Here is a 25,861-nt window from a genome sequence, read left to right as displayed (position 1 = left end):
ACCTTGCTCGCCTGAACGGGAACACAGGCGGTTACCAAGAATGCGAGCAAACTCCCTCCCCCTTGTGGGGAGGGTTGGGGAGGGGAAATTTTTGATCGGATCATGACCCACCGACGCGGAATGAGACAATGCGCGGCGGTTTTCGCTTCAGGACGCGTAAATTCGCACCAATCCGGGGCAATTGAGCGGATGATTTTGAAAAGGCTTAAGAAATAAACGCCTAAGCTTCTGTCACCGGCGAGCGCAATCCATGACGGAGATCCAATGGCGAAGTACAAATATGCCCACCACATGTGCCAGAGCGATGTCGGGGCGTTTGACCAGACCTACAAGCCCGGACAAATCGTGTTCAACAGTGGCATCTATCGCTGCAAGGCCTGCGGCAACGAGATTGCTCTTGGCAAGGGACAAGCTATTCCGACCCACCATCATGAACACATCGTACTAGGCCCCGTGACCTGGAACCTGCTGGTGTTTGCGCAGGAGCATCCGAAGTAAGACCGGATCTCGCGACCTGATCACCGGAAAGTTTGGACGAAATACTTTAAAGCGCGCCGATGGATTTGAGCTTGCGCAGGACAAGCTCGGAGGGCTCGCCATTTTCCGGCAGGCGGTAGTGCTTCTGGAAGTGCCGGATGGCAGCTTTCGTCTGCGCTCCCGCTACGCCATCCACCGTGACATCCGTATAGGCGATGTTCAGCAACCCACGCTGGATCTGCATGATAAGATTGGCGTTTTCGCCCGCAGGCAGTGAAGCGGGCATCTGGCCTACTTGACTTTGGCCAGGGAGACTTTGGGCGCTGGCCGCCTGCTTGGCCGGGGATTGCACCGTGGCCGGAGGCAGGCCGTTGGCTGCCGGTACACGCGGCGTGGCTGAGACCGGTTGCGGCTTCAGCGGCGCCTGATCCGGCTTCGCAGCCTTTGACGCAGCTGGAATGTCCGTCGGTGGTCGCGGCATGGCCTGCGCTGCAGGGGCGCCACGTTCTGCGGTACGAATGGCTGCGGCCACGGGATCCTCACCCTTCAGGCTGCCGGAAGGCCGCTGCACCGGCACCGCAATGGGGCCCTTGATGGAGCCGACCGGCTGTTCCGGAACGGGATGCCCCACATTTGGGCTTCCATTCGCCTGTGCATTCTGGGCAGATGCCTGCGGTTCGGCGGCGTGGATGGCTGCGGCAATCGACATGGGCTGCGCGACAGGCTGCGTGGTTGGGGCCTGTATTGCGGGAGCTTGAGCGGCCTGGGCGGGGGCAGACTGTTTTGCCGGAGCCGGCGCTTCTGCGCGGATGATCTGGCGCAGATCCTCATCCGTCGCGCGCTGGATGCGGATGGTCGTCACATCGCTATCGTGCGGACGGGACAGCGGACGATAACCGGCAATGCCGCTCGGGTCCGTTGCATCGCGCGTTCTGAAGAAGGGCGCGGGGTGGCCTTCCGGCTGATACCATAGCGCATTGGCCGCCACGAAGCTGGACGCCACACAGACACTGAGAAGACCCGCCACGCGACGCGGATGCCGGGTGAGCGCACGGCTGAGTGCCGTGAGAGCCTGCACCAGCAGGCCCGGCTGTTTTACCGGCGCCTTTCTGCGATCAGGCGCTTTTCGCTTCCGCGCGGTCATGCGCAATTCCCTGTCTACTCGTTACAGCCACGTTTGCCTTTGCATGCAAACGGGGAGGAAATTCGACGGCTTCTTCTACCGCAGCCCGGACGGCATTTTCATGAGATGGCGCGTTGGCGTCCATCGACGGACCTTCTGCCGGGAAAACCACCGTTACCACGGTTCCTTCGCCCAGGCGACTTTCAATGGTAAATTGTCCACCGTGCAGGCCAACCAGCCCCTTGACCAGCGAAAGCCCGAGACCCGTGCCTTCGAAGTTGCGGGTGTAACCATCCTGAACCTGGCAGAAAGGCTGGCCCAGCAGCGAAATCTTTTCCGCCGGAATGCCGATGCCCGTATCGCTGACGACGAGCTTGATCTCATGCCCTTCACGCAGGGCATCGATGGTGACGACGCCGCCTGCTTCGGTGAACTTGATGGCATTGCCGGCAAGATTGATGAGGATCTGCTGCACGGCGCGCGGATCTGCCACCAGTTCGCCGAGATTGCGGGGAACGCGGGTTGCGAGCGTGACACCGCGATTGCGGGCCTGAAGATCCAGCATGGCACGGCAGTTTTCCACGACCTCTGCGAGTTCGAAGCTTTCCGTCAGCAGTTCATAGCGTCCTGCCTCGATGCGGCTCATATCCAGCATGGCGTTGACGACGCCGAGCAGATGGTGACCGGACTGGCGGATGAGGCCGACATATTCCCGCTGGCGATCGTTTTCGAGCTTGCCGAAATACTCGCCGATCAGAACATCCGAGAAACCGAGAATGGCGTTGAGCGGCGTGCGCAGTTCATGGCTGACGGCCGCGAGGAAACGCGACTTCGCCTCATTGGCCGACTGTGCCTCTGCCGAATGCAAGGCGACCTGTTCGCGCAGCGTCACCGCGTCAGTCTGATCGCGCATCTGGACATAGACCTGGCTCAACTCGCCATCGCCATTGAAGATGGCCGTCATATCGAGGATGGTGGACAGGAACTGGCGACCGCCCTGCTGATCCAGGCCATGCTCCAGCCGCGCTTCCACGGTCGCGCTCTCGGCACCCTGACGCAGGCGATCCAGCGCCTGGGCCACGCCGATGCGATCCGAAACATGCACGAGTTCGGCAAGGGTCAGGCCCTTTGGTTCCGCGCGCGAGGCGGGCAGAAGATGCCGGTCGCGGCCACCGGTACGGCTGATCCTGCCCTGCATATCGCAGAGGAAGGAAATGCCCGGTCCACATTCGAAAGCAGAGAATTCCGGCAGGGCTTCTTCGGCAGTGTCATTATAATGCGTGCGGTCGCGCACGAGCACCAGGCCCGCCGCGGTGATGCAGACGAGGCAGGCGAGCATCAGCGCCGCGGCTACCGGCAAGGCGAGAGCGGGGCTGAACAGCAGGACCGAAAGAACAGGCAGAACGAAGAGACTGACCAGGCACACCAGCGCCAGAAGCCTGAGCGCGACCACATCGGCTGCGCGCACGTCATCGCGATCGGCCACCAGATGCAGCCAATGCCGGGCCGCACGGTCTACCGTCTGGAGAGCCTTGCCGCCGATGTTTCTGAATACGCGCACACCAATACCTAATCGCGAATCTCGATGGAGCGACCATAGGCCTCGGGGGTTTAAGGAAACTATAAAAGCAGACCCCGAAAACCCCCTTTAAGAGGCTCGAAAAGCGGTTTTGAATGTCTCGGAACGGTGCAATTCCGGTCGTGGTTAACCGAGGGTAAGCATCGGAATTCCCTCAATTTTCACGGTTTCGTTAACCAGTGGGGCGTCAATGACCTGTGGAATGCCCGATAACTGTGAGCCTTTGCCACATTTATGCTTAACACCGACGCCTAAAATGCGCTTCAAATTGGCGAAATCGGTGCGTTGTGACGTGATCACTAAAATTCGAGATAATATTGATCCAAATGCTGGCTTTTACCGCAACGGGACTTTTCTGCCTGCGTTCTAGTGTGGGTGTCAGAACAGATCCGGCGAGAACAAGCCGGTGGCAAGCAAACGGGCGGATGAACAGCAATGTGGTTCCTCTTCAAGACGAGTGTGGTTTTCGGCATGGGGCTGGTGGTGCTATCCTACTTCAGCACCCACACGCCCGACGCCGGTGAAGCCGGAGCGAACCAGCTCCAGCTGGCCGAAGCCATCTCGGCAGCGAGCGGCGCCTATAGCTACATCAGTTCGCTCTGCACCGAAAAACCCGAGGTATGCGAGAAAGGCGGAGAGGCTTTCGTTGCCCTGACCGCCCGCGCCAAGGAAGGTGCCCGCGTTGCCTTCGAATTCCTGGACAAGCAATTGGCGGAAGAACAGGCGGCGCAGCCGAAACTGGCCGCCAATGCCGCTGCAAACACCGTGACGAACACGGTGGCCAAACCTGACCTGCAGCCAATGCCGCCAAAACCCAGCGCCGACAGAACCAGCGCTTCCTCCGATGCCGTCGTGACCGGAACCGTGGTTCCCCTGCCAATGAAGCGGCCAGACCGGTAAGCCTAGCCACTAACCGGAGTGAATTTCACCGATCCCTGCACCGGGCAATCCCGGTAAAGGTTGTTACTGCCCCTGACTTTCAGCTTTGCTGACGCCGCAAGAATCATGCTCCTGCGGCGTTTTTTTTCCGTTTCCGTTGCCGGGTGAAGTTCCTATATGGAAGTATCACACGCGTGGCGGAGACAGCATGACCAGCATCGACCAGATCATCGACGATTTTGCCTTCATGGACGATTGGGAAGATCGCTATCGCTATGTGATCGAACTCGGCAAAGCGCTGCCTGACTTAAGCGAAGACAAGCGGACCGCCGAGAACAAGGTCAACGGTTGTGCCAGCCAGGTGTGGCTCGTCTCCCATACAGAGGAAGGCTCGGACCCTCTCATGACATTCGAGGGCGATTCCGACGCGCATATCGTGCGCGGCCTGGTGGCAATAGTTCTTGCCGCCTATTCCGGCAAGCGCGCCTCCGAGATCGCCGCGACCGATGTGATCGACATCTTCAACCGCATCGGTCTGGTGGAGAACCTATCCACCCAGCGGGCTAACGGACTGCGCTCCATGGTCAAGCGCATTCGCGACGAGGCAGCCCGCGCGGCAGCATGACTTTTCAGCGATCGATCGCGGGCCGGTAGTCCTGGGCGCCCCACTGGTGACGGCGGGGATTGGCCGGTGGCGGCGCGTAGTGACGGGCAAGCGCCAGAAGCGCTGTGCGCAGCATGAGCTTGGCGGAGCGGGTGGGCCAGCCGCGTTCGCGTTCCACCTGTTCCAGCCCCTTGTAGAAGCAGCAGACATCCAGCGCCACACCGGCAAGTTCCGGCCCGATGGCGTCCACCGCGCGCCAAAGGCGGTCGCGCGCCATCATTGCGCTATCAGTCAGATCCTGCTTGCCGCCGCCCTGCCCTGCGCTACGCGTTGCCAGTCGAGGCTCCCAGGTGGAGGTGATGCTGGGCTGTAATTGTCCGCGCTCGAAATCCGCGGCCAGCCGATCGCCCGCATCCACCGCCTCCTGCGGCAGGAACGGTGCGCCGGTACGATCCTTCAGACGGCGAAGATGTCCGAGCGGCGACTCCAGCAGATTGCGGGTCACCGCCTGTCTTTCGCCGCCGATCTCCACCTCGCCGCACACCTCCTGCCGGTGCTGGGTGACAAAGCTTTCCTCTTCCCGTTCAGCCATGGCGCGGCGCAGATAGGCGCGAGCCTCGGGTCGCGCCTGGAGCATGGATCCGGACCACCCAATGAGGCCGGAAGAAAGCGCAAGGTCGTAGACCGTTCCGGGAAAACTGCGTTTTCCGCCCTGCCCCAGAGTCAAAACAAGTCCGTCTGCACCAAGCGCCGCGGCAAGCCCAACCGGTGCAGCCAGCAGAGTGCGCAGCAGCCTGAGTAATTGAACGCCATCATTCATCTGCATCGACCTCCGGCTGGATCTCTTGCTGTTGCGCAAAACGCGCGCCGAGACGGCCGACGATTTCAAGCACCACATCCAGATGGTGATCATCGCGACTGTTCTCGACTGCCTGGCAGGCCTCACGCACCGACGTTCGGGAGATGCCAAAGATGCGGGCGACAGTGACCTGCGACAGGCCCAGCACGACGTGGCAGAGATAGAGCGTGATCAGTCGGCTGTTGCGCTCGCGGACGCTATGACGGGACCGGCTGATGATGGGCAGAAGATCCTCGATGGCGAGCACCGTATGTTCCATCTGCAGGCAATGGTGCAGAAGACGGGAGCGCGATGGCGATGGTAAATGTGAACGCGCCCTCTTGCCCGAATGAAAGGCCTGTGACCGATCGTGGCTGAAAAATGCGGAGGCAGAGGCCGAAATTGAATCGTCGAATAACATGAACAACTCCTCAAATTAGGAATTAATTCATACACCATAGCGCCATCCAATCCGGACTGGGAAGGGGTCCTTCACTTTTTTTTAGGATTTCAGGCCTAACACTGCGCAAGATATACGATTTTTTTCCTATTTCGAGGTTAGCAGTCGATATGCGAGCCCCGCGCCACCGCAGAGTTACAGTGATCACCGGATATCGGTGCATGCAACGTCAAAGATCCCCTCCCCGACCCTCCCCACAAGGGGGAGGGAGCAGGTCGAGCATGCCGCCAGCACAAAAACCCAAAAGTCAGAAAAGAGAAAGCGACCCTGATCGCGAATGCAGGCGAACGCCCTCGCCACAGGAGGAAGGTTGCAGATGGAACGTACCGCGACCATCAAGCCTACAAGAGCTATCAACGAGGAAACGGGCGGTTGCGGAAAGATGAGAGGGAACTCCCTCCCACTTGTGGGGAGGGTTGGGGAGGGGTCTGCTTGAAAGCGAAACCGGTCACGCCGTATGCAGCTGACGCACTCTTACTGCGCGGTCGCACAATGGTCGGATCTTCACCCTTTGGAACTGGCGGCTGTGAACGCGCAGGTCGCGCGGGCCGAGGCATATCTCCCGGCGCCCGATGGATCGGGCCCGGGGACAGGACACTTACTTGGCGCGCTTGCGGCGCTGACCGAGGCCCATTTCCTTGGCAAGGCGCGAGCGGGCTTCAGCATAGGCCGGAGCAACCATAGGGTAGTCGGCGGGCAAACCCCACTTTTCACGATATTCTTCCGGCGTCATGTTGTAGTGCGTCATCAGATGGCGCTTCAGCGACTTGAACTTCTGGCCGTCTTCCAGGCAAATCAGATAGTCGTCTTCAATCGACTTGCGGATCGGAACAGGTGGCTTCGGCTTTTCGACAGCGGCTGGCTGCGGCACGGGCGACGTGGTGTTGCTGAGGGCGGAATGCACGTCGGCGATCAGGTTGGAAAGATCACCCACCGGCACGACATGATTGCTGACATAGGCGGCCACGATATCGGCGGTCAGTTCCACCAGAAAATCGGGCGCCTTGCCTGCTGCAAGTTCAGTCATCTTAGATCTCCTGTTTTTTTGTTGGCTCGGCAAACGGCAAGCCGCCCGCCATTTTCACAGCGACCTCACCCAATGTGCTGAACCTGTTTGAAGATGAACCGAACCCACCCCTAGGCTCGACAGGGACAACCATAGAACGAGATCGGATTACTTAGCATACGCAATACTCAGCCAAGACAAGAATGCCACAACCATGAATACAGTTCTTGGAAGGGGCAGATGGCCAGGTGAGCGAAGCGGATGTCAATATTCGTACTCTGTGTTAATGCGAATAACACCGATCCGAACAAAGTCCAAATACAATTTGCATGTGTTTATTCTGATCTCACCCAATAGAGAAGTTATAGTATTTCATGTTCAATGCGATCCAGCGCAAATGGCCCCTCTATTTGGAACGCTACCCCCTTTATTCAAGAGGCCTGTCCCGTCGCAATTCGTTTATGACCGTCTTTTCATTCAACCTGTAGCCCACCTCATGCGCAGCGCGGGCCAGAAGATGCGCCGAAATGGGTGCCGTCAAAATGAAGAACAGGAACCCGGCAAGGGCCCGAAAGAGGATGGACAGTTCCCCTGCGTGAACGCCTGCCGCAAGCAGCAGAAGGCCGGAGCCCACCGTTCCCGCCTTGGAGGCGGCATGCATGCGCGTGAACACATCGGGAAGGCGATTGAGACCGATTGCTGCAACCAGAGAAAACAGGCTGCCTGCGACAATGAGGACCGCAATTACCAACAGAAACAGGAAATTGAAAAGGTCGGCCATCAACGCACCTTCCTCGCGGTAGCATGAGTTCTCTTTGCTGCTCGCTCGCCATTGGACTTGCCGCCCTCTTCATCCGCCGTCTGGCGCGACAGGATGAAGCGCGCGAAGGCAACTGTTGCCAGAAAGCCCACGAGCCCGAGCGCAATGGCAATATCGATGTAAAGCGTGAAGCCGGTTTTCGCCGCAATGATGGCGATGAAGCCGATGACGATGCCAACCAGCATATCCAGAGCGACAACACGGTCGGCAAGCGTCGGCCCCTTCACCACCCGATAGACCGTCATAAGAAAGGCGACACTCAGGATCGCCAGACCCAGCCATACTGCAAAATTGAACAGAGTTGCTGCCATCATCAGCGGAACGCCTCCATGATCTTGCGCTCGAACCCTTCGGCGATATCCCGCTTGGTGCCTTCGGGATCGGAGCAATCGATCGCGTGGACATAGAGGGTGCGGCGATCTTCGGAAACATCCACCGACAATGTTCCCGGCGTCAGTGTGATGAGGTTGGCAAGCAGGGTGATCTCAAAATCGCGATCCACTGTCAGCGGAAAGGCGAAGATGCCGGGCTTCAGGTCCATATCCCGCCGCAGGACGAGTGTTGCGACCTTCCAGGCGGACAGCGCCAGTTCCTTGAAGAAGAGGATCGTCAAAGACAGGATGAAGCGCACACGCCTCAGATAGCTGACGCCTTCAGCCTGTTCGCGGATCAAGCCGATAGCGAGCGCAGACACCAGAAAGCCGAACAGGAAGTTGACGAAGGTAGCGCTGCCGCTGAAGGCAATCCACAATACGGCAAGAAGCAGGTTGAGGCCAAGGGCCGTCATTGCGCACCTCCTTGCGGGAAGACCGAACGGACATAGGACTGCGGGTCGAGTAGACCGGTCGCTGCCTGTTGCGACAGGGACAATGGCGCTTCGGGAAACAGGCCAAACAGCACGATGAGAGCTGCCAGCCCCAAAATGGCGACAGCCGCCAGCCGGTCCTGCTTGAGCGGTCCAGCGATGACAGAGGCAGCGCTCTCCGGAGCAGGCCGCCAGTAGGCCAGAAGAAAGGTGCGGCCAAGCGCGATGGTGGCCAGAAAACCGGAGATGAGAATGCCCGCCGCCAGCCACCAGGCGCCGATATCAACCGATGCCTTGACCAGCATGATCTTCGGCCAGAGACCGGAGAATGGCGGCAAGCCCGCCACCGCCAGGAACAACGCCAGCGATACGAAGGCAAAGCCGGGCGCCATGCTATAAATACCGCCGCCCGCCGACAGCGTCCAGGAACCAGTCAGCGCCTTCACCCGGCCGATTACGAGGTAGAGCGCGGTCATGGCCAGAATGGAATGCAGCGCATAGAGCACGGCACCGGACAGACCGACCATGGTGTCGGTTGCTATGCCTGCCAGCATGTTGCCAATACCGAGGATGACGGCAAAGCCCGCCATACGGCGAAGATCGTTCTGGGCCAGCATGCCAAGCCCGGACAGGACCATGGTGAGGACCGCAACAATCGCCAGCACAAGGCTTAACTCTTCCCGCTGCACCGGAAACAGCATGACTATGACGCGCAGCAGCGCATAGATGCCGATCTTCGTCAGCAGCCCGCCGAAAAGCGCCGACACCGTGATGCGCGGCGTGTGATAGGAGGCGGGCAGCCAGAAATTGACCGGGAAGGCCGCTGCCTTCATGGCGAAGGCGAGAATGAACAGGGCCGACAAAGTCATCAGCGGCGCGCCGTTGATCTCCCGCGCCTTCAGCGCGATATCCGCCATGTTGAGCGTGCCGAAGATGGCATAGAGATAGCCGACCGAGATGAGGAACAGCGTGGTGCCAATCAGGTTGAGTACGGCGTATTTCAGCGCACCATCGATCTGCTGCTTTTCGGACCCCAGGATCAGCAGACCGAAGGACGAGATGAGCAGCACTTCGAACCAGACATAAAGGTTGAAGATGTCCCCGGTCAGGAAGGCGCCGGAAACACCGGCCATCAGCAGCATCAGGAACGGAAAGAAGCCGTAGCGGCGGCCGCTATCGCTGATGTCTGTCAGTGCCGCAATACCCGCCGCCAGGCCCGCAAGGGCAGAGACGAGCGCCATCAGCGCGCCCAGCACATCCACCGTGAAAGCGATGCCGAAGGGTGGCAGCCAGCGCCCCATCATCATGGTTACGGGACCGCCGGTCGAAACCTTCCATAGGAGCGCTGCATCGATGAGCACCAGAGCCACAAGCGCCGGAATGGCGATAAAGCCGTGACGGTCGACGCGGTGCCGCATCATCATCAGCAGAGCGCCTGCGGTGATCATCAGCGCAGGCGGCAGGATGACGAGCCACTCGCCAAGGCCCGGAGGAGCCATGACGAAGGCTTGCGACAGATCGACGGACAAAGAGGATGGAGAGGCCATGGTCCGTCCTCAATAACCGGTTGGGGGCATGGGTTCGTTCTTCGGTTCGGCCAGACGCATTTCGTCGGTGTTGTCCGTGCCGAGTTCCTGAAAGGCGCGATAGGTCAGCACCAGCAGGAAGGCGAAGAAGGAAAAGGAAATCACGATAGCCGTAAGGATAAGCGCCTGCGGCAGCGGATTGGCCGTATTATTGGGCAGCGCATCTAGCCCTGCCGCGATGATGGGCGGTATTTCCCGCGTGAGCCTGCCAGAGGTGAACAGCAGAAGGTTGACCGCACTGCCGAGCAAAGCGATGCCGAGCAGCACGCGCACGGACTGCTTTGACAGCAGGAGATAGATGGCAGCGGAAAACAGGATGCCGACAAGAATCGCGAAAAGTGTTTCCATCACGCATCATCCTTTTCTTCCAGAGCAAGCGCAATGGAAGTGATGGAACCAACAACCACGAGATAGACGCCGATATCAAAGGAAATGACGGTGGCGAGCGGCACTTCCACACCGAAGAGTTTCGGATAAATCCACAAGCCTGTCATGAAGGGCACGCCAGCGAAAGCCGAAATCAGGCCGGAGACGACCGACAGCATTAGCCCTGCCCCGGCAATTGAAAGCGGGTGGAACCACAGCGCACGGCGCACCGCCGCCACGCCATAGGCGATGCCATAGATCGCAAAAGCCGATGCCGCAATAAGCCCGCCGATGAAGCCGCCACCCGGCTCGTTATGGCCGCGAAGAAGCACGAAGATCGAGAAGACGATCATCAGCGCCGTCAAGAAAGGGGCGACAGTACGGAAAATCAGCGTATTCATGCGCCCTCTCCTTCCGGTGCATCGGGATCGTTATCACGAGGCTTGAGGGTGGAGGAACCGGAGCGGATGCGGATCAGCGCCAGGATGGCAAGGCCGGTGATCATGACTACAGCGATTTCGCCCAGCGTATCGGTGCCGCGGAAATCGACGATGATGACGTTCACCACATTGGCGCCATGAGCGATGACCTTGGAATAGGCGTTGAAGAATTCCGTCAGGCTGTTGTTGAACGTGCCTTGCGTTGCCTTCAGCAACAACAGCATGAAGCCCAGACCGCAGGCGACGGCGACTGTACCATCTCCCAGTTTTTCTAAAAGCGGGCGATGATCGGATGGCATCAACCGCAGTCGCGTCATGACGAGTGCGAGGATGACGACCGACAGCGTTTCAACCATGAACTGGGTGAAGGAAAGATCCGGCGCACCGAACAGCAGGAAGAGAACGGCGACGGCAAAGCCCTGAATGCCGAGCGCGACGATGGCCGTGAGGCGGTTGCTGGCGGTGAGCACGGCAACGACACCGATGGCAGCAATGGCAAGAAAGACCCATTCATGCAGCATGACATCGGCAGGCCATGCCGGCAGCGCCGGAAGCTCGCCATAGACGATGGGCGGAACAAGGAGGGTTACGGCAACCAGAACGAAGGTGGCCGTCACGTAGACATCCATCCGGCCCGGCTGCACGAAACGGGTAACGGCACCGGAGAACTTCACCAGACCGGCGATGAAGGCATCAAACGCGCGGTCCGGTCCCGGCCCCAGCGCATCGATGAATTTCGTCATCAGCATGCGCGCCTGGGCCAGCCGCCAGAAGACGAGAGCGCCGAGCGCCACGGTGACGACGGAGAGCAGAAGCGGCACGCCCAGATGCGGCACGGTGGACATCGTCACCTGCACCGGCCTGTCCTCAATGGCGCTGGCCATGGGTGACGAAATGAAGCGATGGGCGACACTGGAAAACAGGCCCGCGAGAAGGCCAAGGCCCGCCAACACGACTGGGCCAAGCCACAGAAGAACCGGACCCTCATGCGCGTGCTTCGGCGTCTTCACCGGCTTGCCGAGAAATGGTTTCAGCGCCACGGCGAAGGCAATGGCAAACATCAGGGCATTGCCGACAACGGCAACAGCGGTGAACAGGATGGCGCGAGGATTGCCGCCCGCAAGTGCGTAGTAGATCTCTTCCTTGGCGAGAAAGCCGAAGAACAGCGGCAAACCACCCATGGAAAGGGCAGCCAGAAGCGCGGCGCCAAAAGTAATGGGCATGGCCGAGCCCAGACCGCCAAGCCTCGTGACATCGCGCGTCCCGGCCTCGTGATCCACAATGCCCGCCACCATGAACAGTGCGCCCTTGAACAGGGAATGCGCCACCAGATACAGCACGGCGGCGGAAATGGCATGCTGCGTATCAAAGCCCGTCAGCATGACCAGAAGGCCGAGCGAGGCCATGGTGGTATAGGCCAGCATCAGCTTCAGATCCGTCTGCCGCAGCGACAAGAAGGTTCCCACAACCAAGGTAATGCCGCCGAAGAAGGGCAAGAGGATTTCCCAGGCGGGCGTTTGTCCCAGAACCGGGTTGAGCCGCATCAGAAGATAGACGCCCGCCTTTACCATGGTTGCCGAATGCAGATAGGCCGAAACCGGTGTTGGCGCTTCCATTGCGTTGGGAAGCCAGGCATGGAACGGAAACTGCGCCGACTTCGTGAAGCAGCCGCCCAGAATGAGCAGCAGTGCCGCGAGATAGAACGGACTTTCGCGCACCAGATCACCGCCATGGATGAGGAGCGAAAGCTGGGTAATGCCGCTGATGTTCCAGAGAAACAGCAGGCCCGCCAGCAGCAGAAGACCGCCGCCGCCGGTGATGACCAGTGCCTGCAGGGCTGAACGCCGCGCCGCTTCCCGCGTGTGATCGAAGCCGATCAGCAGGAAGGAGGTGATCGATGTCAGCTCCCAATAGACGAACAGCATGAGGAAGCTATCCGACACGACCACGCCCAGCATGGAGCCCATGAACAGCAGGATGAAGGCAAAGAAGCGCCCCTGCTGCGGATGGCCCTTCATATACCCCCCCGCATAGAGCACGATCAGCGTGCCGATGCCGGTGATCAGCAGCGCGAAGGTGAGCGAAAGCCCATCGATGAACCACGAAAAGGACAGGTTGAGGCTCGGCACCCAGGCATAGCCACCCGTGACGACCTCACCATTGGCGATCTCCGGCAGATGGGAGGCGAAGTAGAAAAACGAACAGGCGGGCGCCAGCGCCAGAAACCACGCAGAATTGTGTCCGAACTTCCGGGTCAACGGCGAAGCAACGACGGCGGCCAGGACGGGAAGCAGGAGACAAAACAGGGTGATCACTGTGTGTGCTTCCTTTCTGGAAAGTGCTGCTGTGCATGCGCCGGACGGCACACTATTGACGAGAATCCCTTGGGTCGGGAGCAGACTTCTTACGACAACACAACAGCTGGCTCAATGATTTTAGGCAAAAAACACCCGTCTGGCGTCTTTGTGATCGCCCTTTACATTCTTATCTTAGCGGCAAAGAGAAGGAGAAACCCATGAGCGACGTCAAGACAAAGGTCGAAAAGAGCGATGCCGAATGGCGCGAGCAGCTGACGCCTGAGCAATATCGCATTCTGCGGCAGCAGGGTACGGAACGCGCCTTTACCGGCCCCTACTGGAACTCCAAGGACAAGGGACTTTATCGCTGCGCCGGATGTAATGAACCGCTGTTTCTCTCCGATACCAAGTTTGATTCCGGCTGCGGCTGGCCGAGCTATTTCGAGCCGGTGAAGCCCGATGCCGTGCGTGAACTGCGCGACACCTCGCATGGCATGGTGCGGATCGAGATCCGCTGCGCATCTTGCGACGGGCACCTCGGCCATGTCTTCCCCGATGGCCCGCCACCGACCGGCCTGCGCTACTGCATCAACGGTCACTCGATGGTGTTCGAGCCGGTGTGAGCCGGTCGTGCCGGGAGCGACCATTGCCACGTAGGTCCGGAACAGATAGTATGTTCATGGATTGTTTTGGTTGAAAAACCGACTGGAGTTTCGAATGGGAGTTCCCGCACGCAAAAACGGACCTACGCACCAGAGCCCGAAGAATTCGAGCAATGGTGAAGGGCAGATCGCGGGCTCCGTTTCAGACTTCGATGACTACAACGGCATGCCTCTGTCTGAGTGGAAATCTGCTTTGCACAAGGATGTTGAAGAGCGTTTTGGCCCAGCGCCGGACGACCTCAGACCAGTCGGTGACGCTGGCTGGTAAACATTGCCTGTACTTGGGCCGAATGACATTTTCGATATCGAGGCGACCGGTCTTCCGGTCGCTTTCGACATGGTGTGGTGCAAGTATCCATATCGCCAACTCGGTAAAGAACCCGGACCTGCTGCCCGGCCTTGCCTTGTTCGGCAAGCCTTCACAAGAAGCACTCTCATCAAAGGGGCGCATTTCGTTGTAGGCTATGTCAATGTGGTTTACGGCACCAAGCAGATCGACAAGTTTGATCCTCCCCAAGGCTTCCACGTTTCTGATATTGCAGAAAAGCAAGCCTGCGGGCTGACTGTCGATACAGTCTTCGATCTGCAAGACAACATGATCCTACCCTGGTCACCGATCTATTTCTCGAACCAACACAATCGCCCCATCATCGGCGGCCGCCTTACCGTCGCCATGCAGGCTCGCCTGAAGGAGCAAGCAGCGCAATTGAAATGACTGCGAGGTGTTCAGGCCGCCGTGTGTTCTGCAACTGGCGAGCATCCGCTGTCAGGAAAATTCATTTTCACGCTGAGCGCGTATATCCTATGGTTGTGTCAGGAAGGGCAGTAACGGGCCTTTCCCGGAGCCTAGAAACCTCCGCAACAGACGGTCGGTGTCGATCGTCAAAATGACACCCCTCAGCCATAGGTTCGTGGCTGAGGCGGTGGTCTTATGTCTATAAGGTCCACTTCCCACCAGTCTCTATGGTCGGGGAGGTCCTGACTATGTCCAGAGCTTCGGCTTAAAGGTCAGGGCGGTCGTTTCTGTTGCGATTTTTCTAGCTCCCCGGCCACCAGAGGCTCTCGCCTCCGGTGGCCGCTTCGTCTTGCGAGGTGACTTTGGGGAGATAGAGGGAATGCCTGATTACAATTTCTGGGCGACCTGCTGGATACGTGGCAGGCATCATCCGACTGGATCAAGGCGCTGACAATCCTCACGCCGCCCGCAAGCTTGATTGGCATTCTTGCTCTTCAACTGTGGTATCGTCTTCAGGTCAAAGGCTTGGGCACAGACAGGGGCACAGACAGGGGCACAGGTGCCATTCATCGACCGCCTGCGGCCTATGCACCGGGGGAGCCAGTTGGCGAGCAGGTGCTCGGCGCATTGATCGATCTGCGCAACGATCTTCAGAGCGGGTTGCGTTCCGGCGGAAATCGCTCTCTTCCCGCGCCTACAGCACCCCAGGGCGAGGACGGACAATCAGACCTGAAATCCCGGCTTCGCCGGATCATCACGGACGACTATCATCGCGGCAGCAGCCCGGAAGAGGCGCTGCGGCGGGCGCGAGATATCCTTGACCGGCAGGATGTCGATTGAGGCGTTTCGGCTACACTTCAGCTTGCTGCGGCTTCGAGTTTCGGTTCCGTCAGTATGAGAACGTCTCGCGATTTCCAGAGTCCAGGATGTCGCGATGCGGATGGCTTCGCCTTAGAAGGACCCCTCCCCAACCCTCCCCACAAGGGGGAGGTAGTCCGCCGGCATATGCGGCCGACTCTCGCATTCGATTGCGAAAATTACTGGTTACCAAAGTAGCGGCATACTCAACCTGCTCCCTCCCCCTTGTGGGGAGGGTTGGGGAGGGGAACTCTTAATACACGGCACCGAGTTCCAAACGCTCAGACCGGATCGCCGCTGCCGGTTCTCAGTTCCATGCAAGTGAGATCCAGCCAGCGGCCAAACTTGACGCCGACCTGCGCAAAGGTTCCGACATGGCGGAAGCCCAGCGCCTCATGCAGGCGGATGGAGGCCTTGTTTTCCGCCTCGATGCAGCCGACCATGACGTGGATGCCACCCGCTTTCGCGCGTTCCACCAGTTCCCTCATCAGCAGCCGACCGATGCCCGCGCCGCGATGCTGATTGTGCACATAGACCGAGTGTTCGACCGTATGGCGGAAGCCTTCGAAGGCGCGCCATTCTCCATAGGCCGCGTAACCGGCGACCTCGCCGTCACGGTCTGCGACCAGAACAGGGAAGCCCCTGGCCTTGCGCACCGCATACCACTGGCGCCGGTTTTCGAGATCGACCAGATTATCGTTCCAGATGGCCGTCGTGTTCGCCACGGCATCGTTATAGATAGCAAGGATGGCGGGAAGATCGGCCTCGGTGGCCTGTCGGAGGACGGGCGCAACACTCATGGGATTGTCCACTATGATAAACGTTTCGTCTCGCTTATCAGATGATATGGGGACGCGTCCAGCGGATCTCAGAGGCCTGCTGCTTTGCGAAGGACTTCGTTCATCTTCGTCTGCCACCCCTTCCCTTGCTTGCGATATTCTTCGAGAACATCAGCATCGACACGAAGGGTCACTGCGATCTTGGGACTATCAGAAACAGGACGGCCCCTGCGTTTGCGTTCAACATCGAGCGCCTCAAAAAACTGAGCAGGGAGAACTTCGCGTGCAGGACGCATAGCCTCAAGCTCTTCTTCTGTCAGAGGCGCGGAGTCGACACTGTCCCAGTCAGCTTGGCTATACCCTCGCCCTTCGACGAAGTGATTTGATCGATCAGGTGTCGTAACCATTATACCAGACCCTTTCCCGCGAACCTGCGTGCCGAAAGCTGATGATGGAAATCGCCTCCGTGCCAAGATGTGCAAAAATTACTACAGTCGTACCGTCTCTGAAACGCCCGATTGCCTTAAGACGACGACGACCGAAATCGTCCGTTGTCCCTTCCAGGATCTTGGCGGAACTCCACTCGAAATCGATAACGTCCTCGAAATCGAGACCGTGTTTTTCGAGATTGACCAGACGCTTTCGCTCGTCCCAAACTATCTTGAACATTATTGTACATACAAAAAATTATTGATCAAATGAAATTTGGCAAAGGCCTCACGCACTTACGGGCGTGAGGCTGAAGCAGGTGAGCACAGCAGAATAATGCACCATGGCGGCGGAGATGACGAAGCCGTGCCAGATGGCATTCTGGAAGCGCAGCCGTTCCCACACATGGAAGATGACGCCGAGCGAATAGATGACACCGCCGATGACGATGAGCCATAGCGTGATGGACGGCAAAAGCTGAGACAGGGGTGCCACGACCACGATGCCACTCCAGCCCATGCCGAGATAGAGCAGGATGGCGAGCCGGTCATACCGCCCCGGAAAAACGCATTTCAGCGTTATGCCGAGTGCCGCCACGGCCCAGACAAAGATCAGCATGCCGAAGATCAGCGGATCATTCGCGCCCTTTTGCAGGAACGGCGTGTAAGTGGCTGCAATCAGAACGAAAATTGCCGAGTGATCGAACCGGCGCAATATCCATTTGGTGCGCGTGTGCGGCCAGATATTGTAGGTGAAAGAGACCGAAAGACAGAGCAGCAGGCCGATGCCATAGACCCAGGCGGCAGCCAGTTCGCCATGGCTTGCCCACAGCGTTGCATAGAAAATCAGCGCGGTGACCCCGATCAGGGCCAGCACGATGCCAATGCCGTGCACCACGCCATCGGCCACGATTTCATGAAAATCATATCTGCGCCCGAAGGCAAACAGTTCCGTCATATCGTCCCAACACTCTTCAAATCAGCCCTCAAGATGCCGAAGAGCATAAAATGATGCAACGGAGGAAATATGAAGACGCGCATCACTTTGTATCATGCGCGTTCAAACATCGTCAAAACTGACGGTAGCGTCAGTTTCTCCCTTACTGCTCTTTCATGCAGGTACAGCAAAGCGCCGCATGCGGAACCGCTGCAAGGCGCGCCTCGCTGATCGGCTCGCCGCATTTGGCGCAGGCACCGAAGGTTCCAGCCTCGATGCGGGCAAGGGCTGCCTCTATGGAGGCAAGCTCCTTCTGACCCGCCTCGCCCAGACCTTCGAGCACCTCGTCATTGCTGCGCTCGATTGCCCGGTCGTCATCATCGGGATTGCCGGGCTGATCGAGGTCCGCCTCGATCTTGTGCAGACGGCGGTCGAGTTCGTTGCGGCGCGCTTCGAGCACCTGCTGGTAATGTTGCGTATCCATTAGGGTCCTCCTGATCAGCGGTCTACGAGAACCGAGCACTTGGCATGGCGCACGACGCGGTCCGCCGTCGCACCGATGAGATAGTTGGAGAAATCCGGCTTGTGCGAGGCAAGCACGATGAGATCTGCGCCATAAGCCTGCGCTGCGGCCAGAATTTCGTGGGCCGGTGCGCCCGTGCGCACATCGATGCTGGCTGAGGTGCCCACACGTTCGCGCAGGTTCTGAAGCTTGGTCATCGCTTCCTGCCGTGCCGACCCCAGAAGATCCGTGGGAACATCAATGGCCAGATAGCTCGGCAGTTCTTCCACCACGTTGACGAGAGCGATCTTGCCACCCTGATCGAGAAGCGCGACGGCTTTCTTCAGAATTTGTTCGCCACGATCCAGCTGGGCGATATCGATGGCGACGACGATGGATGCGTACATGTGCGTGATCTCCCGAGATTTGATGAAGCCATTCTCCGTCTTGAGAGTGAAAGGCGCCTTGATGGAAATCAAAGTCGGCTCTACGGACTATCGTTCGCTATTGGTGAACGAAGTTTCGCCAATCAACCATCTTTCTTGAACGAACGTGTGCGCGCATATTCAGTTCATCTTGAACACGGCCCAAGGCTTATCCGATGTCCGATACGACCCTGCCCTTTGCATTGACCCGACCCGCGCATGTGGATGCGGCGCATCTGGTGGTGCGCGATCTGGACCTTGTGAGCGGCTACTACCAGCAGGCAATCGGCCTGTCGGTGCTGGAGAAGACCTCGAGCGGCATGGTTCTCGGTGCCCATGGCACACCGCTTCTCACCCTTTCCACCAGTGGACAGGTGAAGGCCGCGCCCCGCAATGCAGCCGGGCTTTTTCACACCGCTTTTCTGGTGCCCAACCGCCGGGAGCTTGCCGCCTGGCTGGCACATGCCGCTCATAGCGGTATCCGTTTAGAGGGCGCATCAGACCATCTCGTCAGCGAGGCAATCTATCTGTCTGATCCGGAGGGCAACGGCATCGAGATCTATCGGGATCGCTCGCCGATGGAATGGACCTATCATGACGATGGCACGGTCGAAATGGCAACCGGTCGGCTCGATCTCCAGGCGCTTTACGACAGCGCACCGCAGGAGCGTTTCGCCGGCATGGCGGCTGGCACGGCCATTGGCCACATTCACCTGCAGGTGGGCAATATTCCGGAAGCCGATGCCTTCTACCGCGACGTTCTGGGCCTGAAGATCATGGCCCGCTATCAGGGCGCCAGCTTCTTTGCCACGGGTGGCTATCACCATCATGTGGCGGCCAATATCTGGAACAGCCGGGGTGCGGCGGCTCGACAGGATGCGATGAGCGGCCTTTCCGATTACACCCTGCGTTTTGCCGATGAGGCCGCTTTGACAAATGCTCTGGCTGCGCTTGAGAAACTGGAAATTGCCACCCGCAAGACGGCCTCCGGCTGGGCGCTGAAAGACCCCTGGGGCATCGGGCTCAATCTCGTGGCTTAAGGGTAACCGCAAGACATGGCATGTCCCGGTCTTGATCGATCCCTTTCAACACCCCCCTCTGTCCTGCCGGACATCTCCCCCTCAAGGGGGGAGATCGAATCGCGGTTACCGACCTGCCCTTCTCGACGAATTAGAAAAGCGCAGTCTTTGAGGTTGTGAGAGGGGAAGAGAGAGTGCGTCTTGCCAATCTCCCCCGCTTCAAGGGGGAGATGCCCGGCAGGGCAGAGGGGGGTTATTCGGCGGATTATTGAGGTAAACCGCACCCTAATCCTCCCTCACCCACAAGTTGGAACCTGTCTCCTGTTCGCGCGTTGTCGGCCATCATTCAGGGGGTCTTCCATGGGTACGACGATCGCCGGTCAAAACCGGCAGAATGCCAGGCACAAGCGTCAGGTGTTGGAACACGAGGCTGCGCGCCAGGACGAGCTTGCGGTCTACAACAATGACACGACCGAGTTTTCCCCGCTAGGTCGCGAAGCGCTGGAAGTGGCCAAGGCCTGGGCGGTGATCGGCATTTTCCTGATCATCGGCTTTGCTGTTGTGCAGCACCTCTCGCTCATTCTGAAGCCGGTGACGCTCGCCATCGTGGTCGGCATGATTCTCGGCATGGTGGCCGAGCGCATGGGCCAATATGGCATTCCCCGCTTCGGCATCGCCCTCATTCTGTCCAGCCTCGTGATGGTGTCGATCTTCCTGATCGCCAATGCGCTGGCTGAACCCGTCGCCACCTTCGTCCAGTCAGGCCCAACGATCGTGGAACAGGCGCTGGCGCGTATCACGCCCTTTCTCGAGCAGCATCACTGGCTGAACATTACACCAGCGACCTTCGAGACCGGTCCTATGTCGATGGAAAAGCTGATGGAAAACAGCACCAATATATTAGGGGTCCTGTCTTCCAGCGTCACACCGGCCATTATTCAGGCGCTCATCTTCTTCGCCGGTCTTCTTCTGTTTCTGTACGGTCGACTTAAACTGCGCCGGGCCATCATCATGGCTTTTCCCTCGCGCCGCCAGCGTTTGCTGACGATCCGCATTCTCAACGCGGTGGAGGAAGTGCTTGGCTATTACTTCGCGACAGCCAGCCTGATCTATCTCGGCCTCGGCGTGGTGATGACGCTGATTGCCTATTTTGGCGGGCTATCCATGCCCATCCTGTGGGGAATCTTCGCCTTCCTCTCCAGCTTCGTGCCCTATCTCGGCATTACGCTGATGACGCTTTCCGTTGCGGTGGCGGGCGTCCTTTCGCATGATACACTGCTGATCGGGCTTCTTCCGGCCTTTGCCTTCTTCACCATTCACCTGATCATGGAAAACCTGCTGTTTCCGGCCGTCATGGGTCGGCAATGGGAGATCAACCCCTTCCTCGTCTTCATCGCCATCCTGTTCTGGACCTGGATGTGGGGCGCGATCGGCGCCATGCTGGCCCTGCCGCTTTCGCTGATCGTGATGACGATTGCGCAGGAACTCTTCCCCGAACGCAAAACGGTGCCGCAGCTGCCGGGATGAATTTGTAAATGGGAGAATGCCGGGGCACACAAACCCCGGCTTTTCCTAATTATACAGATAATACTCGCCCCATTCTTCGCGCGGGACCTTGGAGCCGACCTTGTAATCGAAGGACTGGATGGTCAGACCATCCTCCGCTGTCTTACACTTGTATTTCAGACGATACCAATCGCCTGCGCTGCGGAACACGGCACCGGGGGCTCTCAGCAGGCCTTCGGTTTCTTCGGTATCGGCAAAGGTATAGGCAATCACCTTGTCGGGCTTGTAGCCCTCGCCTTGCTTCGCAATCCGGCTCATGGCTTCGATATCGCAGCGCTGTTCCCGCCGCTCTTCCGGGGTCAGGCGGTCCAGTTGGCGGATGATGCTGTCATCCAGGGCATAGGCAGGCAGGACCGCCGCACCGGTCAGAACCAGTGCCGCGGCAGTCATGGTTTTTATCATGTCGGTTTCCATCCAATATGACTCGGACGGGCCGGAAACTAGGCAGGCGCCCCCCGCTTGGCTACCCATCAGACTGAAAAAATGTAAATTGTGATCAGGTTTTGGCGCGGGCGTCAGCTGAAAGCACGCGGGATGCCCGCTTGTTATGACGCGATGTTCCGCCTATCTCTGGGGCACATTCACATTGATGCCGGAGATGATCCTTGGCCTATAACCGCAAAGCCTTTTCCAACCTTCCGCAAGCCCCCGTTGCCGCCAAGAAGCCGCAGACCGACACGCGCCACGGCCTGACCCGTACGGATGATTATGCCTGGTTTCGCGCCGACAACTGGCAGGCGATGTTCAAGGATACATCCATTCTCGACCCGCAGATTCGTTCGCATCTGGAGGCCGAGAACGCCTATATGGAAGCGGCGCTGGGCGATACCGCAGAGCTTCAGAAGCAGCTGTTCGCCGAAATGAAGGGCCGTATCAAGGAAGACGATAGCTCAGTTCCGGTGAAGGACGGGCCATACGCCTATGGTACGCTGTTCGTCACCGGCGGCGAGCAGCCGCATTACTTCCGGACCCCGCGCGATGGCGGCGAACGCCATGTGATGCTGGATGGCGACAAGGAAGCAGCCGGCAAGGATTACTTCCGGCTCGGCGGCCTTGGGCAAAACCGCGACCACAGCCACGGCATCTGGGGCTATGACGACAAGGGCTCCGAATACTTCACGCTGCGGGTGCGCAATCTCGAAACCGGGGAAGATCTTGCCGATGTGGTGGAAAACACCTCTGGCGGCGGGGTCTGGGCGCCCGATGGCAAGAGCTTCTTCTACACGCTGCAGGACGAAAACCACCGCCCCTCCAAGGTGTTCCACCATATGATCGGCCAGCCACAATCGGCAGATCGCCTCGTTTACGAAGAGAAAGATCCCGGCTTCTTCATGGGCGTCGGCGGCTCGCTGCTCGACGATTTCATTTTCATCGACATTCACGACCACGAGACATCCGAATACCGGCTGCTTTCCACCAAGGATTTGACCGCGGAACCCATGCTGGTGGCCGAGCGCGAGGAAGGCGTAGAATATTCGATGACCGAGGGCGGCGATGTGTTCTACATCCTGACCAATGACGGCGATGCCAAGGATTTCAAGATCGTGGAAGCGCCGGTGACGGCACCGGGCAAGGAAAACTGGACCGAGGTTGTGCCGCATGAGCCGGGTCGCCTCATCCTTTCCCACGCCGCCTATGCGCGTCATCTGATCTGGCTGGAACGGCGTGACGGGCTGCCGCGCATCGTGGTGCGCGAGCGGGCAACGGGTGCAGAGCATGCCATTGCCTTCGACGAAGAGGCCTATTCGCTGGGCCTGCACGGTGCGGCGGAATATGATACCGACGTCATCCGCTTCTCCTATTCCTCCATGACGACGCCGAGCCAGTTATTCGACTACAACATGGCAACGCGTGAACGGGTGCTGCTGAAGACGCAGGAGGTTCCCTCCGGCCACAACCCGGATGATTATGTGACGCGCCGCGTCATGGCGCCTGCCCATGATGGGGAACTGGTGCCGGTTTCGCTTCTCTACCGGAAGGATACGGTTCTGGATGGCTCCGCACCCTGCCTTCTCTACGGCTATGGCGCCTATGGCGTGACGATCCCCGCCTCCTTCTCCACCAATGCGCTGTCGCTTGCCGATCGCGGCTTCGTCTATGCCATTGCGCATATTCGTGGCGGCAAGGACAAGGGTTTTGCCTGGTACGAAGACGGCAAGATGGAGAAGAAGCAGAACACCTTCAAGGACTTCATTGCGGCTGCCGATCATCTGGTGAAGGAGGGTTTCACCAGCTTCGACAACATCATCGCCGAAGGTGGTTCGGCTGGCGGCATGCTGATGGGGGCGATTGCCAATATGGCGCCGGAAAAGTTCGCCGGCATCATTGCCGCCGTTCCCTTCGTGGATGTGCTGAACACCATGCTGGACGACACGCTGCCGCTGACACCGCCGGAATGGCCGGAATGGGGAAACCCGATCGAATCGGAAGAGGAATACAACTGGATTGCCGCCTATTCCCCTTACGACAATGTGGCGAACAAGCCCTACCCGCCAATCCTCGCAATCTCGGGCCTGACCGATCCGCGCGTGACCTACTGGGAACCGACGAAGTGGGTTGCGCGGCTGCGGGCGACAGCTCCGGAGGCTGGGCCATATTTGTTGAAAACCAATATGGCGGCAGGCCATGGCGGCAAATCCGGCCGTTTCCAGCGGCTGGAAGAAATCGCCTTCGAATATGCCTTCGCCATCAAGGTTGCGGGCAAGATGTGAGGCTTTTCTCTACGAATTCCCGGACGGAAAACCGCAAATTCACTTTTCCTGGGAATTCTCTAGTATCTTGCGGAATTACTCGTTCCGCGCCAGTCTTCAGGAGTTCTCCCGACAGCGCTAACTGCCGGGAGAGTTTCGCTTAGTTAAAGAATGTGACCCGCACGATAGCCATCCAGCCCGTGCGGGTTTTCTTTATTTTCAGCTTTGAGTACCGCCGCTTTTTTTACTTGGAGCGAGGAGCTTCACCCCCCTCTGTCCTGCCGGACATCTCCCCCTCAAGGGGGGAGATCGACTCGTGGCTCTCCTTCAGCATCTGGCGAAGCTGCCGATTGTGGAGAAAGTATAAGGTGCGATAGGTCGAGCGGGCTCCTCTTGCTAATCTCCCCCCCTTGAGGGGGAGATGGTCGGCAGACCAGAGGGGGGTCTCAGGGCCTCAGCCGTCCAATGAAGCCCCTTCCCTCAACCTACTCGGCAGGAGCAGCTTGCAGGCGGCGGCCCGCGCGGCGGGATTTATCAAGCTTCCAGCGCAGAAGATCGATCACCACGAAGGCGAGCAGGCTGAGCCCCATCAGCGGCAAGGCAAAGCCAAGCGCGACAGCCACGACCAGCACGCCGAGCTTTGCAGGCCAGCCGAGATAGAGCCAGGATTGCGCGAGCGTGCGGGCTGGCGCACCGGCGGCGGGACGGCGTTTCCACCACATGATGTAACCATAGACGATGGAGACCGAGAGGGCCGCGCCAATCAGCACCATCGCGATCTGGTTCACCAGTCCGAACTTGATGCCCATGTGCAGATCGATGCCCCAGCGGATGAGCTTCGGCACGATGGTGAAGCTGGCGAAGTCGGCGCGGCTGGTTACTGTCATCGAACGTGGATCCACGGCAACCGTATCCACCTGCGTGGGCGTGGAGCGATCATATTCGCGCACCATCCAGGCCTTGTCGGCGGACTTGGACGGCCGTATTTCCACCAGCGGACTGTCGATGATGCCGGAGGATCTTGCCACTGCCAGAACCTGATCGATCTGCGTAGCAGGATCGGGCAGCCCCGCGCCTACTGGCGCAGTGCTTGCCTTGCCATGATCGGCATGGGCGGAATGATCTGCGTGGGTTGCGGCGGGCGCCGCAGCGGCTTCCAGCTTCAGCGACACCGATGGCGTGACCCAGTTCAGCGACTGGCGAAGCGCATCGATGTTATCACCCGCATATTTCGACCAGGTCAGACCCGTTGCGGAGATGAACAGAAGACCAATTCCGATCCAGATCCCGATAGTGGAGTGAACCCGACGGAGGCTGGCGGTTGCGCCTTCCTTCGCCCGCGTTTTCGCGGTGTCTGACTTGCGGCGCCAGAACCAGAGCAGGAACCCGCCGAGGGTCGCAATCCAGAGCCAGGAGGCCGCCAGTTCGCTGTAGTTGCGACCGAAATCCCCCAGCAGCATGTTGCGATGGAAGACATCAATGATCCAGCGAATGGGTAGCACGCCGCTGGTACCGTAGACGACGAGATCGCCCTTCACATCCAGCGTGACCGGATCGACGAAGACTGCGCGCGTTTCGGATTCGCCGAGCGTCGGATCAGCAAACATCACACGGGTCGTTTTGCCCATTTCGGTTGCAGGGCGAACAGCGAACAGGGATTTGTCCGCGCCATGATAGGCACGCGCCGCGTTCACTTGCGCCTCAAGGCTCTGCGGCTGGCCGGAGGAGACGCCGTTGAGGTAGTTTCTGTAGACGTAGTTCTCAAGCTGCGGCGTCAGCACATAGGCCGTGCCCGACAAGGCCGCGACCAGAATGAACGGCCCGACGAAGAGCCCGATGTAGAAATGCAGGCGTGTGAGGAAGGCGCGAAGCTCGCCTCCTGTGGCAGATGCCACGGGCTTCTGCGCAATCTTTCTTGACTGTGCTGCGGTCATGGCTGACCTCCAGCAGAAAGGAAGATGGTTTCAACGAGACTGGCG

General features: G+C 59.0%; 30 protein-coding genes. 10 read left to right on the top strand and 20 right to left on the bottom strand.

Going from position 1 to position 25,861, the window contains the following annotated elements; all coding sequences use genetic code 11:
• Positions 1-264 precede the first annotated feature (264 nt).
• On the top strand, positions 265-498 hold the full coding sequence (locus MUU53_RS06405) for a hypothetical protein (RefSeq protein WP_247260156.1): 234 nt from the start codon (positions 265-267) through the stop codon (positions 496-498).
• Between the two features lie 46 nt (positions 499-544).
• On the opposite strand, the gene MUU53_RS06400 is transcribed toward MUU53_RS06405, so the two are convergent.
• Together MUU53_RS06400 and MUU53_RS23290 are read right to left on the bottom strand one after the other, a co-directional pair.
• Positions 545-1,621 (bottom strand): peptidoglycan-binding domain-containing protein, encoded by a 1,077-nt coding sequence (locus MUU53_RS06400; protein WP_247260155.1) that lies wholly within the window; start codon positions 1,619-1,621, stop codon positions 545-547.
• Positions 1,593-3,161 (bottom strand): sensor histidine kinase, encoded by a 1,569-nt coding sequence (locus MUU53_RS23290; RefSeq protein WP_247260154.1) that lies wholly within the window; start codon positions 3,159-3,161, stop codon positions 1,593-1,595. Before MUU53_RS23290 ends, MUU53_RS06400 begins: the two co-directional genes overlap by 29 nt.
• A gap of 453 nt (positions 3,162-3,614) precedes the next feature.
• Here MUU53_RS23290 and MUU53_RS06390 point away from each other — a divergent pair, with 453 nt between their 5' ends.
• Positions 3,615-4,079, top strand: coding sequence for a DUF5330 domain-containing protein (locus tag MUU53_RS06390; RefSeq protein WP_247260153.1), 465 nt, complete (start codon positions 3,615-3,617; stop codon positions 4,077-4,079).
• A 187-nt stretch (positions 4,080-4,266) separates the two neighbouring features.
• Positions 4,267-4,683, top strand: coding sequence for a SufE family protein (locus MUU53_RS06385; protein ID WP_247260152.1), 417 nt, complete (start codon positions 4,267-4,269; stop codon positions 4,681-4,683).
• 4 nt (positions 4,684-4,687) lie between these two features.
• On the opposite strand, the gene MUU53_RS06380 is transcribed toward MUU53_RS06385, so the two are convergent.
• From MUU53_RS06380 to MUU53_RS06335, 10 genes are all read right to left on the bottom strand, one after another.
• Positions 4,688-5,488, bottom strand: a complete 801-nt coding sequence (locus MUU53_RS06380) for a DUF6456 domain-containing protein (RefSeq protein WP_247260151.1) — start codon at positions 5,486-5,488, stop codon at positions 4,688-4,690.
• Positions 5,475-5,921 (bottom strand): hypothetical protein, encoded by a 447-nt coding sequence (locus MUU53_RS06375; RefSeq protein ID WP_247260150.1) that lies wholly within the window; start codon positions 5,919-5,921, stop codon positions 5,475-5,477. Before MUU53_RS06375 ends, MUU53_RS06380 begins: the two co-directional genes overlap by 14 nt.
• A gap of 637 nt (positions 5,922-6,558) precedes the next feature.
• Positions 6,559-6,987 carry a Ros/MucR family transcriptional regulator gene (locus tag MUU53_RS06370; RefSeq protein ID WP_062552876.1) on the bottom strand — a complete coding sequence of 143 codons (429 nt, stop codon included), beginning with the start codon at positions 6,985-6,987 and terminating at the stop codon, positions 6,559-6,561.
• Between the two features lie 406 nt (positions 6,988-7,393).
• A complete protein-coding gene (mnhG, locus tag MUU53_RS06365; RefSeq protein WP_247260149.1) occupies positions 7,394-7,747 on the bottom strand; it encodes a monovalent cation/H(+) antiporter subunit G in 354 nt (117 codons plus the stop codon).
• Positions 7,747-8,100: a cation:proton antiporter gene (locus MUU53_RS06360; protein WP_247260148.1), complete on the bottom strand. Its 354-nt coding sequence runs from the start codon at positions 8,098-8,100 to the stop codon at positions 7,747-7,749. The genes mnhG and MUU53_RS06360 overlap by 1 nt, the downstream gene beginning before the upstream one ends.
• Positions 8,100-8,573 carry a Na+/H+ antiporter subunit E gene (locus MUU53_RS06355; protein WP_247260147.1) on the bottom strand — a complete coding sequence of 158 codons (474 nt, stop codon included), beginning with the start codon at positions 8,571-8,573 and terminating at the stop codon, positions 8,100-8,102. The genes MUU53_RS06360 and MUU53_RS06355 overlap by 1 nt, the downstream gene beginning before the upstream one ends.
• Entirely contained in the window at positions 8,570-10,138 is a 1,569-nt protein-coding gene (locus tag MUU53_RS06350; protein ID WP_247260146.1) for a Na+/H+ antiporter subunit D, read from the bottom strand. Before MUU53_RS06350 ends, MUU53_RS06355 begins: the two co-directional genes overlap by 4 nt.
• Before the next feature lie 9 nt (positions 10,139-10,147).
• Positions 10,148-10,525: a Na+/H+ antiporter subunit C gene (locus tag MUU53_RS06345; protein ID WP_247260145.1), complete on the bottom strand. Its 378-nt coding sequence runs from the start codon at positions 10,523-10,525 to the stop codon at positions 10,148-10,150.
• Entirely contained in the window at positions 10,525-10,944 is a 420-nt protein-coding gene (locus MUU53_RS06340; RefSeq protein WP_247260144.1) for a Na+/H+ antiporter subunit B, read from the bottom strand. Before MUU53_RS06340 ends, MUU53_RS06345 begins: the two co-directional genes overlap by 1 nt.
• Positions 10,941-13,295, bottom strand: a complete 2,355-nt coding sequence (locus MUU53_RS06335) for a putative monovalent cation/H+ antiporter subunit A (protein WP_377307102.1) — start codon at positions 13,293-13,295, stop codon at positions 10,941-10,943. The genes MUU53_RS06340 and MUU53_RS06335 overlap by 4 nt, the downstream gene beginning before the upstream one ends.
• 203 nt (positions 13,296-13,498) lie before the next feature.
• On the opposite strand from MUU53_RS06335, the gene msrB reads away from it, so the two are divergent.
• The 4 genes from msrB to MUU53_RS06315 all read left to right on the top strand — a co-directional run bounded on the left by msrB (position 13,499) and on the right by MUU53_RS06315 (position 15,518).
• Positions 13,499-13,903 (top strand): peptide-methionine (R)-S-oxide reductase MsrB, encoded by a 405-nt coding sequence (gene msrB, locus MUU53_RS06330; protein ID WP_247260142.1) that lies wholly within the window; start codon positions 13,499-13,501, stop codon positions 13,901-13,903.
• 94 nt (positions 13,904-13,997) lie between these two features.
• Positions 13,998-14,210: a hypothetical protein gene (locus tag MUU53_RS06325; protein WP_247260141.1), complete on the top strand. Its 213-nt coding sequence runs from the start codon at positions 13,998-14,000 to the stop codon at positions 14,208-14,210.
• A gap of 3 nt (positions 14,211-14,213) precedes the next feature.
• Positions 14,214-14,657 carry a hypothetical protein gene (locus tag MUU53_RS06320; protein ID WP_247260140.1) on the top strand — a complete coding sequence of 148 codons (444 nt, stop codon included), beginning with the start codon at positions 14,214-14,216 and terminating at the stop codon, positions 14,655-14,657.
• A gap of 546 nt (positions 14,658-15,203) precedes the next feature.
• Positions 15,204-15,518 carry a hypothetical protein gene (locus tag MUU53_RS06315; protein WP_247260139.1) on the top strand — a complete coding sequence of 105 codons (315 nt, stop codon included), beginning with the start codon at positions 15,204-15,206 and terminating at the stop codon, positions 15,516-15,518.
• A 299-nt stretch (positions 15,519-15,817) separates the two neighbouring features.
• On the opposite strand, the gene MUU53_RS06310 is transcribed toward MUU53_RS06315, so the two are convergent.
• The 6 genes from MUU53_RS06310 to MUU53_RS06285 form a co-directional block, all read right to left on the bottom strand.
• Positions 15,818-16,336, bottom strand: coding sequence for a GNAT family N-acetyltransferase (locus MUU53_RS06310; protein ID WP_247260138.1), 519 nt, complete (start codon positions 16,334-16,336; stop codon positions 15,818-15,820).
• A gap of 68 nt (positions 16,337-16,404) precedes the next feature.
• Positions 16,405-16,722: a BrnA antitoxin family protein gene (locus MUU53_RS06305; protein WP_247260137.1), complete on the bottom strand. Its 318-nt coding sequence runs from the start codon at positions 16,720-16,722 to the stop codon at positions 16,405-16,407.
• The gene (locus MUU53_RS06300; protein ID WP_247260136.1) at positions 16,706-16,984 is read right to left on the bottom strand and encodes a BrnT family toxin; all 279 of its coding nucleotides are present in this window, start codon (positions 16,982-16,984) and stop codon (positions 16,706-16,708) included. The genes MUU53_RS06305 and MUU53_RS06300 overlap by 17 nt, the downstream gene beginning before the upstream one ends.
• Before the next feature lie 48 nt (positions 16,985-17,032).
• A complete protein-coding gene (trhA, locus tag MUU53_RS06295) occupies positions 17,033-17,701 on the bottom strand; it encodes a PAQR family membrane homeostasis protein TrhA (RefSeq protein ID WP_247260135.1) in 669 nt (222 codons plus the stop codon).
• 142 nt (positions 17,702-17,843) lie between these two features.
• Positions 17,844-18,164, bottom strand: coding sequence for a TraR/DksA family transcriptional regulator (locus MUU53_RS06290; protein ID WP_247260134.1), 321 nt, complete (start codon positions 18,162-18,164; stop codon positions 17,844-17,846).
• 14 nt (positions 18,165-18,178) lie between these two features.
• The gene (locus MUU53_RS06285; RefSeq protein WP_247260133.1) at positions 18,179-18,589 is read right to left on the bottom strand and encodes a universal stress protein; all 411 of its coding nucleotides are present in this window, start codon (positions 18,587-18,589) and stop codon (positions 18,179-18,181) included.
• 194 nt (positions 18,590-18,783) lie between these two features.
• On the opposite strand from MUU53_RS06285, the gene MUU53_RS06280 reads away from it, so the two are divergent.
• Both MUU53_RS06280 and MUU53_RS06275 read left to right on the top strand, forming a co-directional pair.
• Positions 18,784-19,647 (top strand): VOC family protein, encoded by an 864-nt coding sequence (locus tag MUU53_RS06280; RefSeq protein ID WP_247260132.1) that lies wholly within the window; start codon positions 18,784-18,786, stop codon positions 19,645-19,647.
• Positions 19,648-19,986: 339 nt separating this feature from the next.
• Positions 19,987-21,153, top strand: coding sequence for an AI-2E family transporter (locus MUU53_RS06275; protein WP_247260131.1), 1,167 nt, complete (start codon positions 19,987-19,989; stop codon positions 21,151-21,153).
• Positions 21,154-21,198: 45 nt separating this feature from the next.
• On the opposite strand, the gene MUU53_RS06270 is transcribed toward MUU53_RS06275, so the two are convergent.
• The gene (locus MUU53_RS06270) at positions 21,199-21,594 is read right to left on the bottom strand and encodes a DUF930 domain-containing protein (protein ID WP_062552890.1); all 396 of its coding nucleotides are present in this window, start codon (positions 21,592-21,594) and stop codon (positions 21,199-21,201) included.
• A 203-nt stretch (positions 21,595-21,797) separates the two neighbouring features.
• Between MUU53_RS06270 and MUU53_RS06265 the strand changes: the two genes are divergently transcribed.
• Positions 21,798-23,903 carry a S9 family peptidase gene (locus MUU53_RS06265; protein WP_247260130.1) on the top strand — a complete coding sequence of 702 codons (2,106 nt, stop codon included), beginning with the start codon at positions 21,798-21,800 and terminating at the stop codon, positions 23,901-23,903.
• A 464-nt stretch (positions 23,904-24,367) separates the two neighbouring features.
• Here the strand turns inward: MUU53_RS06265 and MUU53_RS06260 are convergent, their stop codons facing one another.
• On the bottom strand, positions 24,368-25,816 hold the full coding sequence (locus tag MUU53_RS06260) for a PepSY-associated TM helix domain-containing protein (RefSeq protein WP_247260129.1): 1,449 nt from the start codon (positions 25,814-25,816) through the stop codon (positions 24,368-24,370).
• Positions 25,817-25,861: the final 45 nt, after the last annotated feature.

The organism is Affinirhizobium lemnae (assembly GCF_022968395.1).
Lineage (GTDB): Bacteria > Pseudomonadota > Alphaproteobacteria > Rhizobiales > Rhizobiaceae > Neorhizobium > Neorhizobium lemnae.
This window is presented reverse-complemented; position numbering and strand designations above follow the sequence as displayed.

Bases quoted from the DNA above. Each gene is read 5' to 3' on its own strand.
- MUU53_RS06385 (WP_247260152.1), top strand. From the start codon at position 4,267: ATGACCAGCATCGACCAGATCATCGACGATTTTGCCTTCATGGACGAT.
- MUU53_RS06285 (WP_247260133.1), bottom strand. From the start codon at position 18,589: ATGTACGCATCCATCGTCGTCGCCATCGATATCGCCCAGCTGGATCGT.
- MUU53_RS06260 (WP_247260129.1), bottom strand. From the start codon at position 25,816: ATGACCGCAGCACAGTCAAGAAAGATTGCGCAGAAGCCCGTGGCATCT.
- mnhG (WP_247260149.1), bottom strand. From the start codon at position 7,747: ATGGCCGACCTTTTCAATTTCCTGTTTCTGTTGGTAATTGCGGTCCTC.
- MUU53_RS06305 (WP_247260137.1), bottom strand. From the start codon at position 16,722: ATGGTTACGACACCTGATCGATCAAATCACTTCGTCGAAGGGCGAGGG.
- MUU53_RS06350 (WP_247260146.1), bottom strand. From the start codon at position 10,138: ATGGCCTCTCCATCCTCTTTGTCCGTCGATCTGTCGCAAGCCTTCGTC.
- MUU53_RS06310 (WP_247260138.1), bottom strand. From the start codon at position 16,336: ATGAGTGTTGCGCCCGTCCTCCGACAGGCCACCGAGGCCGATCTTCCC.
- msrB (WP_247260142.1), top strand. From the start codon at position 13,499: ATGAGCGACGTCAAGACAAAGGTCGAAAAGAGCGATGCCGAATGGCGC.
- MUU53_RS06290 (WP_247260134.1), bottom strand. From the start codon at position 18,164: ATGGATACGCAACATTACCAGCAGGTGCTCGAAGCGCGCCGCAACGAA.
- MUU53_RS06405 (WP_247260156.1), top strand. From the start codon at position 265: ATGGCGAAGTACAAATATGCCCACCACATGTGCCAGAGCGATGTCGGG.
- MUU53_RS06360 (WP_247260148.1), bottom strand. From the start codon at position 8,100: ATGATGGCAGCAACTCTGTTCAATTTTGCAGTATGGCTGGGTCTGGCG.
- MUU53_RS06340 (WP_247260144.1), bottom strand. From the start codon at position 10,944: ATGAATACGCTGATTTTCCGTACTGTCGCCCCTTTCTTGACGGCGCTG.
- MUU53_RS06400 (WP_247260155.1), bottom strand. From the start codon at position 1,621: ATGACCGCGCGGAAGCGAAAAGCGCCTGATCGCAGAAAGGCGCCGGTA.
- MUU53_RS06300 (WP_247260136.1), bottom strand. From the start codon at position 16,984: ATGTTCAAGATAGTTTGGGACGAGCGAAAGCGTCTGGTCAATCTCGAA.
- MUU53_RS06275 (WP_247260131.1), top strand. From the start codon at position 19,987: ATGGGTACGACGATCGCCGGTCAAAACCGGCAGAATGCCAGGCACAAG.
- MUU53_RS06380 (WP_247260151.1), bottom strand. From the start codon at position 5,488: ATGCAGATGAATGATGGCGTTCAATTACTCAGGCTGCTGCGCACTCTG.
- MUU53_RS06325 (WP_247260141.1), top strand. From the start codon at position 13,998: ATGGGAGTTCCCGCACGCAAAAACGGACCTACGCACCAGAGCCCGAAG.
- MUU53_RS06370 (WP_062552876.1), bottom strand. From the start codon at position 6,987: ATGACTGAACTTGCAGCAGGCAAGGCGCCCGATTTTCTGGTGGAACTG.
- MUU53_RS06390 (WP_247260153.1), top strand. From the start codon at position 3,615: ATGTGGTTCCTCTTCAAGACGAGTGTGGTTTTCGGCATGGGGCTGGTG.
- MUU53_RS06345 (WP_247260145.1), bottom strand. From the start codon at position 10,525: ATGGAAACACTTTTCGCGATTCTTGTCGGCATCCTGTTTTCCGCTGCC.
- MUU53_RS06355 (WP_247260147.1), bottom strand. From the start codon at position 8,573: ATGACGGCCCTTGGCCTCAACCTGCTTCTTGCCGTATTGTGGATTGCC.
- MUU53_RS06270 (WP_062552890.1), bottom strand. From the start codon at position 21,594: ATGATAAAAACCATGACTGCCGCGGCACTGGTTCTGACCGGTGCGGCG.
- MUU53_RS06375 (WP_247260150.1), bottom strand. From the start codon at position 5,921: ATGTTATTCGACGATTCAATTTCGGCCTCTGCCTCCGCATTTTTCAGC.
- MUU53_RS06280 (WP_247260132.1), top strand. From the start codon at position 18,784: ATGTCCGATACGACCCTGCCCTTTGCATTGACCCGACCCGCGCATGTG.
- trhA (WP_247260135.1), bottom strand. From the start codon at position 17,701: ATGACGGAACTGTTTGCCTTCGGGCGCAGATATGATTTTCATGAAATC.